The organism is Intestinimonas sp. MSJ-38, assembly GCF_018917925.1.
Classification (GTDB): domain Bacteria; phylum Bacillota; class Clostridia; order Oscillospirales; family Butyricicoccaceae; genus Pseudobutyricicoccus.
Map to the genome: position 1 here is coordinate 19,424 of NZ_JAHLPO010000028.1, position 15,807 is coordinate 35,230.

Genomic DNA, 15,807 nt, shown 5'->3' on the forward strand with positions numbered 1-15,807 from the left:
AGACCTTGCCCGCCTGCTTTATATCGGCGTTACGCTTCTACACTGGCCGGAACGCGAAGTGTGGCGCATGACACCGTATAAAATCCTTGCTTTGTTCCGAATTCACAGAGAATTCAATCCGGATCGCTTCAAACCGGAGGAAAAAGAAGCGGACATTGACGATGTGTTAGGGGGGTTATAAGTGGCCGGAAAAGAAGACCAGATCAAAACCGAAATTGCCGTTGACGGCGAACAGGAATACAAGAAGGCTTGTAAAGAAATCGACGCTTCTTTGAAGGCCATTGCGTCCGAAATGAAGGTTGTTTCGGCAACTTTCGAGGGGAACGCCGACAGCATAGAGGCAATGACCGCGAAGCAAGATGTTTTGAACAAGCGGCTTGAAGAGCAGAAAAAGAAGGTTGCCGAAGCGGAAGCCGCCTTGAAAAAGTATCAGGACGCGGGGCAAGGGACTTCCGAAGCGGCTAAAAAGATGGAAACAAACCTGAATTACGCCCGCGCCGCAATGATTAAAACGGAAAACGAGATCAGAAACCTTGACGCAGGATTAGAAGAGGCGCGCAACGCTTCAAACGATTTTTCGGACGGCTTGGAGGATATTTCACAGGAAGCCGAAAGCACAGGCGGCGCGCTGGACGGATTGGGCGGCAAAGTTTCTTCCGTAGCTGGCGCGCTTGGAAAAGGTTTGAAAACGATCGGCGTAGGCGTGGCCGCCATTGGAACGGCTATGGTTGCGGGGATCGGGTACGCCGTGGGCTTCGCTGATGAAGTCAAAGGCGCAATGAACGATTTTGAAGCGTCAACAGGCATTGCGGAGGCCGCCGCGAACGGCTTTGAAGACGCAATGTTGCGTATCTACAACAACAACTTCGGGGAGAACATGGACGATATAGCCGCGTCAATGGCAACCGTGGCGCAGACTTCCGGCGAAGTTGATCCGACGAAAATTGAAGAGCTGACACAAAACGCTTTGATGTTGCGCGATACATTCGGCTTTGATATTCAAGAGCAAATGCGCGCCGTCAATATGCTTATGGATCAGTTTGGGCTATCTGGTGAAGAGGCGTTCAACCTGATTGCGCAGGGAGCGCAAAACGGCCTTGATAAAAACGGGGATTTGCTGGACAGTATCAACGAATATTCCGTGCATTTCAAGTCGTTAGGGCTGGACGCGGAAGACATGTTCAACAGCTTTGCAAACGGCGCGGACGCTGGCACCTTTTCCGTTGACAAGCTGGGCGACGCGGTAAAGGAATTCGGGATCAGGGTTAAAGACGGATCAGACGGCACAATGCAGGCGTTCAAGGATATAGGCTTGAACGCCGGTGAAACCGCGGCGGCCTTTGCCGCAGGCGGGGAGCAGGCCGCGAAAGCCTTTGACGATGTGACAACCGCCCTTTTCGCAATGGACGATCCTTTAGCGCAGAATACCGCGGGCGTGGCCTTGTTCGGTACGATGTGGGAAGATTTGGGCGTTGAAGGTATGCAGGCGTTGACGAACCTTAACGGGGAGATCAGCACCACAACCGACGCGCTTTCCAAAATCAACGCCGTTAAATATGACGACTTCGGTTCCGCTATGTCGGGGCTTGGCCGCGTGCTGAAAACGAATTTTGTTCTTCCGATTGGCGAAGAAGCGTTGCCCGCCCTTTCTGATTTTGTCAACGAGCTTTCGGCGGGCGCAGCTTCCGCGAACGGCGATATTTCCAAAATGTCCGACACCTTCGGGACAGCCCTTGCGGGGCTGATTGAAGACTTTTCGACAATCCTTCCGCAAGTAACGGACTTTGCAACCGAAATTGTGTTAGGGCTGGTCGATGGGCTTGTAGCAAGCCTACCACAGATCACAACGGCGGCGGTGGACATGATAACCGCGCTTGTGCAAGGGCTGGTTGCCGCGCTTCCGGCGATTGCGCAGGCCGCAACACAAATTCTTCTTGCCCTGATTGACGGGTTGATCGCCGCCCTTCCCCTGCTTGTCGAAGGCGCGTTGCAAATTGTCCTTGCGCTGGCAAACGGGATCGGACAGGCGTTGCCGCAGTTGTTACCGAAAATCGTTGAAGTGGTCGTTGCTATGGTGCAAACGCTGGTTGAAAATATCCCTATGCTGATCGACGCGGCGTTGCAGTTGATAACAGGGCTTGCGCAAGGGCTGATTGCCGCGATCCCCGTTCTAATTGCGGCCATTCCACAGATTATTACAAGCCTTGTCGAAAATCTGCTTGCCTCTATCCCGCAGATCATTCAAGCGGGAATTGACCTATTAACCGCACTGATCGACGCGTTGCCGCAGATTATCGAAACCATTGTTACAGCTATTCCGCAGATTATCGACGGAATTGTAACGGCGGTGATCGGGAGCATTCCGCAGATCGTGCAAGCCGGAATTGATTTGCTGGTTGCGCTTATTCAGGCGTTGCCGCAGATCATTCAAACCATTGTACCCGCGATCCCGCAGATTGTGGGCGCGTTGGTGAACGCCGTTGTTTCCAATATCCCGCAGATCATTCAAGCGGGCGTTCAACTATTCGTTTCCCTGATCCAAAACCTTCCGACAATTATTGCCGAAATCGTGAAGGCGGTTCCGCAGATTGTAACGGGTATCGTGCAGGCGTTCGGAAGCCTTGCATATCAGATCGTAGAGATCGGCGGCAATATTGTTTCCGGCATTTGGCAGGGTATCCAGAACGCCGCGGGCTGGTTGTGGGATCAGGTAACGGGCTTCTTTGGCGGCATTGTGGACGGTATCAAGAATTTTCTTGGCATTCATTCCCCTTCAACGGTTTTCGCTGACATTGGCGGCAACATGGCCGCGGGCGTTGGCGAGGGCTTCGGCGGCGGTATGGATACCGTTTCCGCGGACATGCAGGGCGCAATGGGAAGCGCGGGCACACTTACAGCACAAGAAGCCGTGCAAGCCGTAAACGATGGCATTATAGCGAATATCGGCGCGCTTGACGGCGCGGTATCGGCCATTGTCGAGCGGGTAACAGCAGGGCTTACAGCGCAGGCGGCGCGCCTTAATCAGATCGGCGTTGACATGACGAAGTATATTGCTTCCGGCATGACAACGGGAACGCCGAATATTACAAACATTATCCCGCAGATCGTCCAGTCGATTATTACCGCCTTCACCGCGCAACAACCGAAGTTCACCGCGGCGGGCGTTGATATTGACAAGGCCATAGCGTCCGGCATGGTGCAGGGCACGCCGCAGATTACGGCAAAAATCCCGCAGATCATACAGTCGATTTTAACGACGATCAACGGGTTTGTATCGCAGTTCACGGCAGCGGGTGAAGAAATGGTGCGCGGTATCTGGCAGGGCTTTCAAAATATGTCGGGGTGGCTGGAAAGCAAAGTGCGTTCTATGATGCGCGAAATTGTCGCCGCCGTAGAAGCGGAAATGCAGATTGCTTCCCCGTCGAAGGTATTTGCAGGGATCGGCGCATACATGGCCGAAGGTTTAGGCGAAGGCTTCGCCCGTGAAATGCAGAATGTTGAAAAGACAATCCGCAGAGCGACGGCTTCAACCGTTCCGGAGCCGCAAAGACCGTCCGGAAGGATCAGCAGGAACGACAACGCCGCCCGCGGCGTGCAAGTGGTTCAAAATATCTATGCGAACGAAACGAGCTATGCACAACAACAGCGCGAGGCGGCAAAGCAATTCCGCTTGATTGCACGGGAGGTTATGGGCTGATGGCAAAGAAAATCGAAAAGCTGATTTATACGAATGAGCGTGGGGAAAGTATCACCTTTTCCCACGCTTCTATTTTTCACACAAACGAGGTTAGCGGCCTTTCTGATGTGCGCAACGAGATTTACAGCATTAACAGCATGGGACAGGACGGCGACACATATTTAGGCAACCGCATTCAATCCCGCGAAATTGAGATTGTCGGAAGTATCAGGGAGCGGGACAAGGACAGAATGCGGGATTACCGAAGGCAAATGAACCGTGTGTTAAACCCGCAGTATTCCGCGACACTGACATACGAATACGGCGACTTCCGGCGCGTGATTGACTGCAAGATCGACAACGCGCCCGCCTTCACGCGGAAGGCTATTTTTCGGGACTTCACAATACAGCTTCTTTGCCTTAATCCGTTTTGGAGAAAAGAGGCAAAGACGCGGGACGATATAGCGACATGGATCGGCGGCCTTGAATTCCCCGTTGAAATCCCTCTTGCGGAAGGTTGGGAAATCGGGTATAGACAGCCTTCTTTGATCGTGAATGTCTATAACGAAGGTGATGTGCAAGCGGGTATTCGCGTAGAGTTCCGCGCGCTTGGCGTTGTCAAAAATCCTTCCCTTTTGAATGTGGACACACAGGAGTTTATAAAGCTGAATATCACGCTTCAAGCTGGCGACATTTTGAGCGTGTCCACGGGATACGGGGAAAAAGAAGTAACATTACAACGCGACGGCGTGACTTCTGACGCGTTCCGTTATCTTGATGTGGACAGCACATATTTTCAACTTTCGGTCGGTGATAACCTTTACAGGTATTCCGCGGAAGAAAACCTTGAAAATTTGGAAGTATCCATTTATCACGACGATCTTTATTTGGGGGTGTGACGAATGGAGCTATATATTTATGACCGCGACATGATATTGCACGGCGTAATTGATGAAATCAATTCGTTAATCTGGACGCGGCGGTATTGGTCGGCGGGCGAATTCAAGTTGCTTGTGCCTTTCACAAGCAAGCATGTTTCCCTTCTGGTAAAAAACAACCTGATAATGAAGCGCGGGGACACCGAGGCGGCAGAAATCAGGTATGTTCACATTAGCAAGAATTCACAGGGGCTTGAAGAAATCGAAGTGCAAGGAAAGTTTATCACGCAATGGATCGGGAAGCGCATTGTACGCGATCAGATCACCGCAACGAGCGGGACGCAGGATATTTTATACCGGATTGTCCGCGAAACGGTCGTTTCCCCGAAAGTGGCCACCCGCGCGATCCCGAATGTCTTAATTGATCCCACGGACGAAGACACCGGAAGCGGGAAAATAGACTATACTTCCGAAGCCTTCACAAACGCCCTTCTTGCCGTGGAAACCGCGGCGAAGGCGGCAAAATTGGGCTTCCGGTTGCGAACCGATGTGAAGACCGGAAAGCACTATTTCAGTGTGTATAAAGGCCGCGATTTGACCGCAGACCAAACCGAAAACCCGCCGTGCATTTTTTCACAGGAATTCGATAATATCACGGAACAGGAATACACAAACAGCATTGAAAACCTGAAATCAACGGCTTATGTGGGCGGCGAAGAAGCCGAACCGCGCGTTGTGGCCGAAGTTGGCGGCGGCGCGGCTGGCCTTGACCGTGAAGAAGTCTTTGTGAATGCAACGGACATTACGAAGAAATACACCAACGAGAACGACGAAGAGATCACGCGCACCGATGAAGAATATTTAGCCTGTCTTGAAGAGCGCGGCGCGTCGGAGCTGGAACAATACGCCGAAACATTGAGCTTTTCCAGCACGATCAACACGCACGCGAATTTGAAGTACAGGGAAGATTACGACTTGGGCGATCGTGTGACATGCGTTAATAAACGATGGGGTATAAAAATCAATGTCCGGATAACGGAGGTTGCGGAAACCTATCAACAGAACATGGAGGAAATAGACATTACTTTCGGGGAGAGCTTGCCCGCCCTGATTACACAGATCAGGCAGATTACAAAGTAAAGGGGTGCAAATATGGAAAAATCAAGTTTCTTCAACAGTGTTTCCGGCGATCGCGTGTACCGCGCGGAAGAATGGGCTGAATATTTTGCTTCATTCATTGGAAACGGCGTGTTCCCTGTCCCTTCCACAAGCCTTCAAGTGGTAGCGGGTTCAGGAATGGCCGTCGCCGTGAAAACGGGTAAAGCGTGGATCAACGGCTATTTTTATTACAACACAAGCGATTTGCCCGTAACGCTGGCAACCGCGGACGGCGTGTTGAACCGCATTGACCGAATTGTTGTGCGGTGGGATTTGACCGAACGCAAAATTTCCGTTGCGGTGAAGTCTTCCGCGCCTGCAACTTCCCCCATCGCCCCTGCTTTGCAGAGGGACGCGGACGCATACGAATTGTGTCTTGCCGATGTGCTTGTAGGCGCAGGCGTTACGGCCATTTCACAGGCAAACATAACGGATCGCCGCCTTGATGGTTCCTTGTGCGGCGTGGTTGCGGGCGTGGTGGATCAGATAGACACCGACGCATTCAACGCGCAACTTGAAGCGTGGTTTGCTGACTATAAGGAAATGAGCGTTGACGAATTCAACGATCTTGTTTCCTATATGGAAAGTTTGGAGCTTTTGGGCGATCAGCAGTACGCCGCCCTTGAAGCCTACATGAACGACTTTAAGACCGACGCAGAAAACGACTTCAACGCATGGTTCGCAACCTTGCAAAATGTCCTTGACGAAGACGCCGCGGGGCATTTGCTGAACCTGATCCAGAACAACACCGCGCGAATTGAAATGCTGGAAGCCGTGCTTTTCAATGACATTACAACAAACCCGTTCTTGATCCTCTTTGACGATTTGGACGGCGTGACCGCAACGGGCGTTTGGAACGCGGCGTTGCAACGGATCGAATGTTGACGCGGTGCGCCTGCAAGGGCGCGGAATTGTCGTGCATTATCGGAAATATCTTCACGGAGCTTCGCCCGCCGTGCGACATGTGCGGCGGCGAGGCGGTGACAATCCACGGGATCACGCCCACAGGCCACGAAGCAACCATAACTTTGACGGCGGCGGGCTTTGATTTTGAGGGGTGCGCGGAAGATACCGCGCTTTTGCAGAGGATCAGGAAGGCAAGGTGCATTTATGCAGGGACAAGAGAGGGAACGCAAAGAGCCGTCCGAATTCAATGTGATTGTGAAGGCGAAAGACCTTGTAAAGCATACCTTCACGATCGCGAACAGCACGGAGCGTTACCCGAAGAAATACCGCTTTACGCTGGTGAACCGCATACAGGAAAAAGCGGTTGATATTTACGAAATGACGCTTGAAGCGAACGAATTAGATTTGCGGCAAGCGGACGAACACAGACAACGGCAGAGGCTACAAGCAAAGGCGTTGACCTATTGCAAGGAGCTTCTATTCTTTATAGAGCTTTCGCAGGAAATGGGCTTTATTTCTATGAAGAGTTGCGAATATTGGTCGAAACTTGCCCTTGAAGTAAAGTACATGATCGCCGCGTGGAAGAAGCGGGACAAAGCGAGAGTATAAAAACCGTTTGGGGAACGCCTTGTAGGTTTTCTTTTCGCCTTCTGCCCGCCCCGCCGCCGCATTCCGGCAACTCGTACAATGTGCGCAATGTCAACACTTCGGGGGCGTTGAACAACAACAACGCGTACAACGGCAACAGGGGCGTGCGTCCGCTTCGGTGGATCACTCGATCGAGTAGGCCACAGGCCGAAAGCAATGTACCACCATCAAAGGAAGGCGTTTCCCGTCCCCTGCTATCCACAGCGGGGACAAATACAGGATTGCCGATACCGGAGCATTGCCCGCGGGTATGGCCGAGGTTACACACGGCAAGGAGATTTTTTGACATGACCGACTTTGAAAAAGTCTATAATTTTGAAAACCTATACCGCGCGTACCGGAAGGCGCGCCGCGGCAAAAGGTGGAAAGGAGCGGCGGCGAAGTTTGAAGTTAATTTGCTGGAAGCCCTGAACCTGTTAAGCGTGCAGTTACAGAGCCATACATACCGGCTTTCGCCCTACAACACATTCAAGGTTTACGAACCGAAAGAACGGGTTGTAATGTCGAACAGCTACAAAGACAAGGTTGTGCAACATGCGCTTTGTGATAATGTACTTGAACCGAGGGTGCGAAGCACCTTCATAAAAGACAATTACGCTTCACAGGTTGGAAAAGGAACGCACTTCGGCCTTGAACGGCTGGAAGGATTTATGCGGAGGTTTTACCGTGTACGAGGTGTTGACGGTTGGGTATTGAAATGCGACATATCAAAGTATTTCTATAATATCAAGCACGACGCGTTAAAATCCTTAATCCGCAAGTATATTTCCGATCCTGATTGCCTTTGGTTGCTGGATATGATAATAGACAGCACCGAAGGCAATGTAGGAATTCCGATCGGCAACCAGTCTTCACAAATATTCGCCCTTCTCTATCTTTCTTCGCTGGATCACATGGTAAAAGAGAAGTTAGGCATAAAATTTTATGGCCGATACATGGACGATTTTTATTTGATCCACGAAGATAAAGAATATTTGCGCTATTGCTGGAAGGAGATTGAAAGACATGTAAACGAATTAGGGCTTTCGCTGAATGCGAAGACAAATATTTACCCGTTGAAAAACGGAATTGATTTTTTGGGCTTCCATTCGTATTTGACCGAAAGCGGCGCGGTGATCCGCAAGGTGCGCCGGAAGTCAAAGAACAACGCCCGCCGCCGTTTAACCAAAATGCGCGGGTTGCTGGAAGCTGGAAAAATCACGCCGGAAAAGGTGGAACAATCCTATAAAAGCTGGCGCGGCCACGCGTCGAAGGGAAATTGCTATCACCTGATCCGGAACATGGATCAGCATTACAACAAATTATTCGGGCAGTACGCCGCCGCGGGCAACCGTGGCGGCGTTGCTGTTTCCGAAGAAAAGGAGGAAGGCAAAGAATGTCGAAAAAGTTAAGCACGCTTGGCGTGGGAACAACCTTTGAAGTGCCCGTAAAGTCGGCTTATCGGTCGTTCTTGGGTGATTATGTCGTTTTCAAAATGGCAGACAAAAACCATTCGGGCTATCCGTCCGGAGCTATTACCCTGATTACCGACAAGATCATAGCGTTGCTTTGTTCCGACGCAAAAGAGCCAAACAACAGCGACAGCAACCGGAGAAGCTACGGCAACAACAGGCACATTCATTCCAATATCCTTCAATGGCTGAACAGTAACGCCGCGGCGGGAAAATGGTACAGCGCGAAGCACGGGCAGGACGCGCCGCCGTCAAGCGCGAATGTATGGGACAATGTAAACCCCTATGACACATGGGCGGGGTTCCTTGCTATGCTTGACGACGATTTTGTAGCGGCACTTATGACAACCACGCTTACCGTTGCCAAAAACACCGTTACAGACGGCGGGAGCTATGAAACCTTCACCGCAAAAATGTTCCTTGCAAGCACAACGGAAGTCGGGCTTGCAAACGAAAACGGGATTGCAGAGGGTTCAAAGCTGGCCTTGTTCAGCGACAACACAAGCCGCCTTGCCTATTGTACGCAAGCGGCCATTGACAAAAGTAATTACGGGAGCGATCCGACGACTTCGCAGGCGTGGTATTGGTGGCTTCGCACGCCGCATTCCGGCCTCTCGTACAGTGTGCGCTATGTCATCACTTCGGGGGCGTTGAGCGGCGACTACGCGTACTACGGCCTCAGGGGCGTGCGTCCGCTTTGTAATTTGAAATCTGATATTTTGGTATCTGATAGCACAAACAGCCGCGGAAACTATGAATTCCAGTGGAACGCCGCACCGAGTACGCCGGACGGAATTTCCGTGCCGGAAAGCTGTTACAGCACGCAGAACATAACCGTAACATGGGGAGCTTCCACCGATCCGGACGGCGACGCGATCACCTATGTTCTGGAACGGTCGGTGAATAACGGGAGCTATACGAAAGTAACGGAAACCGCCGCCCGCACCTTTACGGAAGTCGTTTCTACAAGCTGGAACACGATTAAGTACCGCGTGAAGGCGCGGGACACCTACGGAAACGAAAGTGCGTATGTGACTTCTTCCGCGGTTCCCGTAATTCACAATCAACCGCCCGTCATTTCCGGACAAAACGCCGATCTTGGAACGAAAAGCGGCGACTTCTCTTACAAGTACACCGTGACCGATCCGGACGGCGACACGGTGACAGTGGTTGAAAAGGTGGACGAAACCACCTTGCGGAGCTACACGCCCACGCTTGGAGAAGAAAACACGATGAATGTTACGGGGCACGACTTCACCGCCCTTTCCAACGGCGCGCACACAATCACCATTACCGCAACGGACACCGTGGGAAATAAAGCGGTGCGCACGCTGACCTTCACAAAACAGATCAGCGGATTTGTTATCACGCTGGCCGCACCGCTGGAAGCGCAGGCACAGCCCACGCGCGCAAATGTGAAAGTAACGCGGGAAATTCCAGCGGGCGCAACTTTCAAAGTGGAGGCAACGAACAATCCGTTTGATCCTTCCCCCGCGTGGGAGGATTGCACAAATGCCGTAATTCAGGGCGTGGCGCATGTCTTCGAGAACACAATAAACACCGCCGTTAAATTCGGCATGAATATTCGGGTAACGGTGGAGCGCGGCGACGCTATTTCCGCGTGTTGGGTATCTTCGATCGGGGGGAATTTTGAATGAGCGTGACATACAGACCGGACAAGCCAAACGAAACAGAGGAATTGAAGAAGGAAGTTGAAACTGTGAAGGCGGCGGGCGAAAGCACCGCCGCCCTTCTTTCCCTTTCTTTCAAAGCGCAGATTGTCGCAGACCGCGCCGCGGGAACGAACGCGATCGCCGATGAAATGATCCTTGCGTCAACGGATATTGTGGATTATCCGGAGTATCAGGACAACCACAAATACAAGACAAAAGGCGAAATTATCAGGTGCGACGGCCTTTATTATGAGATCGTCGCGCCGCACACTTCCAACGCCGCCGCGTATCCCGTGCAAACCACCTTTGCATATTACCGTCTTGTCGAGCTGGAACACGCGGGGACGCTTGACGATCCGATACCATATCCGGAAACCGCGGGGATCGTCGTAAATGTGGTTGAGGGGCTTTATTACAGCTACAAAGGCGCGCTATATCTGGCGAAGGCCGATATGCCGAATTGCGTTTACCCGCCCGACACGGCGGGTTTGTGGCAATGGGAAAAGGTGTAAAGGTGGTGAAAACATGGAACAGATTTTAACGGTACTTTCGGCGGTTAGTACCGTTTGCGCAATCGCCTTCGGCTATGCCGCCTTCGCCCGCAATAAGAAGAGCGACACAGCGAACGAAGCAAAGAGCGACGCAACGGTATTAACAGAGATCGGATATATCAAAGGCGGCATTGATGATATTAAGGCCGAACAGCGGGAACAGCGGAAGACGAACACGGAGTTTGTAGAACGGCTTGTTGCCGTTGAAGCGTCCGCAAAGCAGGCGCACAAGCGAATTGACACGCTGGAACGCGCACACGAAGAATAATAGCGAAGGAGCGAAAAACAATGGCAGTTATGAAAGCAAGTGAATTTGTTGCGAAACTGAAAGATGTTGCGCAGAATTACAAAACCCTTTATGTCATGGGGTGCTTTGGTGCGCCTCTGACGGGCGGCAATGTATCGCGGTATTGCAATAACCACGCATACAACAAGCAGGCCGCCCGAACGAAGATGATTAAGGCCGCCGCAAACCAGAACCCGCCTGTTTTCGGGTTCGATTGCGTATGCCTGATTAAAGGCATTTTGTGGGGCTGGCGCGGCGACGCGTCCAAAACCTACGGCGGCGCGTCCTATGCCGTGAACGGCGTTCCGGATATTGGCGCAGATACCATGATTACAAAGTGCAAGGGCGTTTCAACCAACTTTTCCAATGTGGAGGTTGGCGAAGCCCTTTGGTGTAGCGGGCATATCGGCGTTTATATCGGCGGCGGGCTGGCCGTGGAGTGTTCCCCCGCCTTTGAAAACGATGTGCAGATCACGGCAGTTAAAAACATGGGGACAAAGAGCGGGTATAACGCCCGCACATGGACGAAGCATGGCAAACTTCCGTATATCGAATACGACAACGCTGCCCCCGTTCAGCCGGACAAACCGGACACCGGAGCGAGCGCAGGCGGCGCAATCAAGGCCGGAAGCGTCGTGCGTGTGAAGCAGGGCGCGAAGACCTACACGGGCGGCGGGCTGGCCTCTTTCGTGTATGAACGCGATCATGTCGTTTCGGAGCTGAACGGCGATCGCGCCGTTATCACCTACGGCGGCGTAACCGTGGCCGCCGTGCGCGTTTCCGATCTTGTTCTTGCAGATGGAAGCGGCGCGGGCGGCACAATCAAGGCCGGAAGCGTCGTGCGCGTAAAGCAGGGCGCGAAGACCTACACAGGCGGCGGGCTGGCCTCTTTCGTGTATGAACGCGATCATGTCGTTTCGGAGCTGAACGGCGATCGCGCCGTTATCACCTACGGCGGCGTGACCGTGGCCGCCGTGCGCGTTTCCGATCTCACGCTTGTAAAGGAGTAACAAATATAAACACCGACAAAAAAGAAAGCGAGGCTTTGAAAAATGGATAACATGGTAATTGTTCTTGTGGTTGTGGCCGTCGTCGCGGTCGTTTTCGTGGGGCTGATCGTGCTGATCCCCTATCTGGTAAAGAAGGGGATCAATGTTTCCGGCATATTGACCGGAACGACAACCGTTCTTGACACCGCGGATCATGTGGTCGATACCCTGCAAGAGTTCTTCCCCGAAGTTCCCGTAATCACTGTTATTGACAAGGTGATTGGGTGGGCGCAGAAGGCGACAGAAGCCGCCGAACAGCTCTATAAAACAAGCAAAATTGAAGAGGGACAGCGCAAGGAAGAGGCAACAAAACTTGTCTATCAGTTTATCGAAGCGGCGGGAATTGAAATCGACGACGATTTGAAGAAGATTGTTGACGGTGCGATCGAAGCCGCCGTTTTTGCGCTTCCAAAGACGCATACCGATACAGCGCAAGCCCTGAATACCTAATTGCCATTGCGCCGCGCGCGGGTTTACTCCTTTACCGCCCGCGGCTTGATAGAGGCGGCGGCCACAAGCCGCCCGCCTGATACACGAAGCCCCCGCTTCCGCTGAACCGCGGCGGCGGGGGCTTATTTCATTACGGGAGGTTTTACGCATGAGTGAACAGAGAAAAACCACAGGCACGCGCAAGCGCGCGCCGAAGAAGGATACAGAGAACAAAACCACGCGCACGCGGAAAAAGGTTGCCGAAGAGCAGGCCGCGCCCGTCCAGCAGAACGAGGAAGCCGCGCCGGATAGCTTGAAGGCCGAAGAGGAACAAACCGCCCGTGCGCCGGAACAGATGGCGGGAAAATCGGAGCATGACGGCGAAAAGCCGGAACAGACACCGCCCGCGGCGGGTTCCTTTGAGGTTGCCCGCGTGCTGAAAGTGACAAAACCCCTTATGCGCGGCGACGATGTGAAGGCGTTGCAAACGGCCTTGATCGAACGGAATTACCATTGCGGCACCAACGGAGCCGATGGGACATACGGAAGGTTGACAGCTTACGCCGTGCGGTGCTTTCAAGCGTCAAAAGGCTTGATTGTCAACGGGCGCGCGGACAGGTACACGATCGCCGCGCTTGGCGGTACATGGAAAGAGTAACAGAATATAGAGAAGCCCCCACGCTGGCCGCTTAATGGCTGGCGTGGGGACTTTTTGTCGTTTTGCGGGGTTTACTCATTCCGGAAACGCAATGTTATTTCCGCACCGTAGTTCTGGCCTTCGCCGCCGCCGTAAACTTCTATGTTTACGATCCCGTCGAGGCGGGAAAAATTGTCGCTTACATAGTCGGCTTGTTCGGCAGGAATATTCCCGATTTGATCGCCGTTGACATAAACACCGAAAGCGGGTTTGCCTTCCCATTCTTCCCGTTGCAAGGTCAATTCCATTGTGCCCTTGTCGAAAGGTTCGTCTTTGAAGTGAATTTTTCGCAAGATGGCTTGACGGCTTTTGCGCCCGTTCTTGAAGGTAACGCCCGAAACCTTCACGGAAAGAAATTCAAAAGCGGGCTTTGTTTCGCTTGCGGTCGAAGAAACGAACGGCGGCGCGGTGGGAGCTGGCCGGACGGTCGGTGCGACACCGTACGGCGCGCATTTTTTACACGGGGAAAGGCCGCGTTTCTTTGCGACAGAAAGCGGGATATATTGCGGTTTTCTCATTCCGGAACAATGCGCGTTCGTGTGATACTTTGTGCCGCCCTCTTCAAAATAGACCTTTGTTTCCTTTGCCGCGTCCACAGCCGCGCACCTTTCTTCTTTCTTGCCACGCCCAAACATTGACAAGGCAGAGGATAAAAACGATTGTTTCATAGTTTGAATAGCTCCTTTCGTGTGCTTAAATTATGGCAACAAGGAAAGAATACTTTTTGCATTCTGACCTTTAACACAATTATGCAAGAATTTTATGTTAAAGTCAAGAAAAGTGCTGATGTTTAGCACAACGAGAGGGGCGCGGGTGATCGTGGGTGAAGATATACGACTATAAAGGACGGAAAAATATATGTGGCGACAGAGTGCGGGAAGCGCGGCAAAAGAATAGGTTTACGCAAGAGGCGTTAGCCGCGAAACTGCAAATAGAAGGCGTGACAATGGAGCGGGACAGCCTTTCCAGAATTGAGATCGGAACGCGGTTTGTTACCGATTACGAATTAAAAGTGCTTGCTAAAGTGTTGGGCGTGTCCCCTCTTTGGCTTCTTGACGATGAAAACGAATGAAGCGGCGGGAATTTCCCGCCGCTTTTGCTATTTTTCGCAATTATTTTTTGAAAAGCTATTGACTTTATACGGCAAATGCCGTATAATAAAATCACAGGCAAGGGGAAGCCGAGTAAAACGAAAGGAGAAGACAACACCACCGGAAAGGGGGTGCGAAGATTGACCGAAGAGCAAATAAAAGAACTGCTTGAACTTCTTAAAAAGGCTTTGGAGAGTGAAACGGTGGAGCGTATCACAATCAGCATAAAGCCAAACAAGAAGAACAAACAGTCCTAACAGATACGGCGGCGGGTATCCCCGCCCGTTGCCTTTATTATAACCGATAAAACACGAAAATGTCAAGGGAGGTTCGGCGCGTGGATATTAGCGTTAAAATAGCATATAGAAACGAGAAATTGCAGGCCGCGCGGCTGGCGGCTGGTATGTCACAATCACAGCTTGCGGCGGCGGCGGGAATTTCCGTGCGTATCCTGCAAGACTACGAAAGAGGCGCGCGGGATATTAACGGGGCAAAGTTGGCGACACTATTAAAAATTTGCAACGCCCTTGAATGTAGCTTGCGGGATATTCTCACCGATCCGGCCACGCTGGAAGGGCTGGACGAATACGACAAAAGAAGGAGTTAATTTCAGGCGCAGGGGGCGGGAAACCGCCCCTTGTTTTTGTTTATAGGGGGCGTGGAGCATGGGGCATTGTTTTAGCCATTTGACAAAGGCAGACCGTTACAAGATCGAAGCGTTATTGAATAACGGCCATTCGGCAAAGGAGATCGCCGCGGAAATTCATGTGCATATCAGCACTATTTACCGCGAAGTAAAACGCGCCCGCATGGTTCACCGTAATTCGGATTGGACGGAGGAAGAAAGGTATAATCCGGACGAAGCACACAGGCGATACCGTGAAAACCTTTCGGAAAAAGGCGCGCCGCTGAAAATTGGCCGTGATTACGCCCTTGCGGAATATCTGGAAAGAAAAGTGCTTGAAGAAGGCCGATCCCCCGCCGCCGCACTTGCCGACATTGCTTTAGAGGGGCTGGAATTCAAAACCACAATTTGCACAAGCACCTTTTACGGCTACATAACAAAGGGTGTGTTTCTTATGCTGACAAACAAGGATTTGCCGGAAAAGGCAAAACGAAAGCGGAAATATCGCAAAGTGAAGACGGCCAAACGCGCCCCACGCGGGAAGAGCATAGAAAAACGCCCCGGGAGAAATGAACTGCACCCCATTTGTTAGACAGTATGATATACTATCTAACAGATGGGGTGATTTATTATGTCAAGAGGAAAACCAAACAAACGATACACGCCGGAATTCAAGAAGCTGGTCGTAG

Annotated in this window: 16 protein-coding genes; 15 read left to right on the forward strand and 1 reads right to left on the reverse strand. The window is 52.0% G+C overall.

Annotated elements, in window-relative coordinates; all coding sequences use genetic code 11:
- Positions 1-181 precede the first annotated feature (181 nt).
- The 12 genes from KQI26_RS13325 to KQI26_RS13380 all read left to right on the forward strand — a co-directional run bounded on the left by KQI26_RS13325 (position 182) and on the right by KQI26_RS13380 (position 13,363).
- Positions 182-3,697, forward strand: coding sequence for a phage tail tape measure protein (locus tag KQI26_RS13325; RefSeq protein WP_216504789.1), 3,516 nt, complete (start codon positions 182-184; stop codon positions 3,695-3,697).
- Entirely contained in the window at positions 3,697-4,575 is an 879-nt protein-coding gene (locus KQI26_RS13330; protein WP_216504790.1) for a phage tail family protein, read from the forward strand. Before KQI26_RS13325 ends, KQI26_RS13330 begins: the two co-directional genes overlap by 1 nt.
- 3 nt (positions 4,576-4,578) lie before the next feature.
- Complete coding sequence (locus KQI26_RS13335; RefSeq protein ID WP_216504791.1) at positions 4,579-5,694, forward strand: siphovirus ReqiPepy6 Gp37-like family protein; 1,116 nt, start codon at positions 4,579-4,581, stop codon at positions 5,692-5,694.
- A gap of 12 nt (positions 5,695-5,706) precedes the next feature.
- Positions 5,707-6,597: a hypothetical protein gene (locus KQI26_RS13340; RefSeq protein WP_216504792.1), complete on the forward strand. Its 891-nt coding sequence runs from the start codon at positions 5,707-5,709 to the stop codon at positions 6,595-6,597.
- A gap of 225 nt (positions 6,598-6,822) precedes the next feature.
- Entirely contained in the window at positions 6,823-7,227 is a 405-nt protein-coding gene (locus KQI26_RS13345) for a four helix bundle protein (protein WP_216504793.1), read from the forward strand.
- A gap of 326 nt (positions 7,228-7,553) precedes the next feature.
- Positions 7,554-8,657, forward strand: a complete 1,104-nt coding sequence (locus KQI26_RS13350) for an RNA-directed DNA polymerase (protein ID WP_216504794.1) — start codon at positions 7,554-7,556, stop codon at positions 8,655-8,657.
- Positions 8,642-10,375, forward strand: a complete 1,734-nt coding sequence (locus KQI26_RS13355; RefSeq protein ID WP_216504795.1) for a DUF6273 domain-containing protein — start codon at positions 8,642-8,644, stop codon at positions 10,373-10,375. Before KQI26_RS13350 ends, KQI26_RS13355 begins: the two co-directional genes overlap by 16 nt.
- The gene (locus KQI26_RS13360; protein WP_216504796.1) at positions 10,372-10,902 is read left to right on the forward strand and encodes a hypothetical protein; all 531 of its coding nucleotides are present in this window, start codon (positions 10,372-10,374) and stop codon (positions 10,900-10,902) included. Before KQI26_RS13355 ends, KQI26_RS13360 begins: the two co-directional genes overlap by 4 nt.
- Positions 10,903-10,915: 13 nt before the next feature.
- Positions 10,916-11,209, forward strand: coding sequence for a hypothetical protein (locus KQI26_RS13365; protein WP_216504797.1), 294 nt, complete (start codon positions 10,916-10,918; stop codon positions 11,207-11,209).
- A 20-nt stretch (positions 11,210-11,229) separates the two neighbouring features.
- Positions 11,230-12,237, forward strand: a complete 1,008-nt coding sequence (locus KQI26_RS13370) for a hypothetical protein (protein ID WP_216504798.1) — start codon at positions 11,230-11,232, stop codon at positions 12,235-12,237.
- A gap of 42 nt (positions 12,238-12,279) precedes the next feature.
- A complete protein-coding gene (locus tag KQI26_RS13375; protein ID WP_216504799.1) occupies positions 12,280-12,726 on the forward strand; it encodes a phage holin, LLH family in 447 nt (148 codons plus the stop codon).
- Between the two features lie 148 nt (positions 12,727-12,874).
- Positions 12,875-13,363, forward strand: a complete 489-nt coding sequence (locus KQI26_RS13380; RefSeq protein ID WP_216504800.1) for a peptidoglycan-binding protein — start codon at positions 12,875-12,877, stop codon at positions 13,361-13,363.
- A gap of 71 nt (positions 13,364-13,434) precedes the next feature.
- Here KQI26_RS13380 and KQI26_RS13385 read toward each other — a convergent pair whose 3' ends face one another.
- Positions 13,435-14,070, reverse strand: a complete 636-nt coding sequence (locus tag KQI26_RS13385) for a hypothetical protein (protein WP_216504801.1) — start codon at positions 14,068-14,070, stop codon at positions 13,435-13,437.
- A 155-nt stretch (positions 14,071-14,225) separates the two neighbouring features.
- On the opposite strand from KQI26_RS13385, the gene KQI26_RS13390 reads away from it, so the two are divergent.
- From KQI26_RS13390 to KQI26_RS13400, 3 genes are all read left to right on the forward strand, one after another.
- Entirely contained in the window at positions 14,226-14,474 is a 249-nt protein-coding gene (locus tag KQI26_RS13390; protein ID WP_080907408.1) for a helix-turn-helix domain-containing protein, read from the forward strand.
- Positions 14,475-14,830: 356 nt separating this feature from the next.
- Positions 14,831-15,100 carry a helix-turn-helix domain-containing protein gene (locus tag KQI26_RS13395; RefSeq protein WP_080907410.1) on the forward strand — a complete coding sequence of 90 codons (270 nt, stop codon included), beginning with the start codon at positions 14,831-14,833 and terminating at the stop codon, positions 15,098-15,100.
- A 58-nt stretch (positions 15,101-15,158) separates the two neighbouring features.
- Entirely contained in the window at positions 15,159-15,710 is a 552-nt protein-coding gene (locus tag KQI26_RS13400) for a helix-turn-helix domain-containing protein (protein WP_253292853.1), read from the forward strand.
- Positions 15,711-15,807 lie beyond the last annotated feature (97 nt).

What these genes read in the sequence shown, in the direction of transcription:
- KQI26_RS13360 (WP_216504796.1), top strand. Translation starts at nt 10,372, where the DNA reads ATGAGCGTGACATACAGACCGGACAAGCCAAACGAAACAGAGGAATTG.
- KQI26_RS13345 (WP_216504793.1), top strand. Translation starts at nt 6,823, where the DNA reads ATGCAGGGACAAGAGAGGGAACGCAAAGAGCCGTCCGAATTCAATGTG.
- KQI26_RS13330 (WP_216504790.1), top strand. Translation starts at nt 3,697, where the DNA reads ATGGCAAAGAAAATCGAAAAGCTGATTTATACGAATGAGCGTGGGGAA.
- KQI26_RS13385 (WP_216504801.1), bottom strand. Translation starts at nt 14,070, where the DNA reads ATGAAACAATCGTTTTTATCCTCTGCCTTGTCAATGTTTGGGCGTGGC.
- KQI26_RS13340 (WP_216504792.1), top strand. Translation starts at nt 5,707, where the DNA reads ATGGAAAAATCAAGTTTCTTCAACAGTGTTTCCGGCGATCGCGTGTAC.
- KQI26_RS13370 (WP_216504798.1), top strand. Translation starts at nt 11,230, where the DNA reads ATGGCAGTTATGAAAGCAAGTGAATTTGTTGCGAAACTGAAAGATGTT.
- KQI26_RS13350 (WP_216504794.1), top strand. Translation starts at nt 7,554, where the DNA reads ATGACCGACTTTGAAAAAGTCTATAATTTTGAAAACCTATACCGCGCG.
- KQI26_RS13375 (WP_216504799.1), top strand. Translation starts at nt 12,280, where the DNA reads ATGGATAACATGGTAATTGTTCTTGTGGTTGTGGCCGTCGTCGCGGTC.
- KQI26_RS13335 (WP_216504791.1), top strand. Translation starts at nt 4,579, where the DNA reads ATGGAGCTATATATTTATGACCGCGACATGATATTGCACGGCGTAATT.
- KQI26_RS13380 (WP_216504800.1), top strand. Translation starts at nt 12,875, where the DNA reads ATGAGTGAACAGAGAAAAACCACAGGCACGCGCAAGCGCGCGCCGAAG.
- KQI26_RS13355 (WP_216504795.1), top strand. Translation starts at nt 8,642, where the DNA reads ATGTCGAAAAAGTTAAGCACGCTTGGCGTGGGAACAACCTTTGAAGTG.
- KQI26_RS13365 (WP_216504797.1), top strand. Translation starts at nt 10,916, where the DNA reads ATGGAACAGATTTTAACGGTACTTTCGGCGGTTAGTACCGTTTGCGCA.
- KQI26_RS13400 (WP_253292853.1), top strand. Translation starts at nt 15,159, where the DNA reads ATGGGGCATTGTTTTAGCCATTTGACAAAGGCAGACCGTTACAAGATC.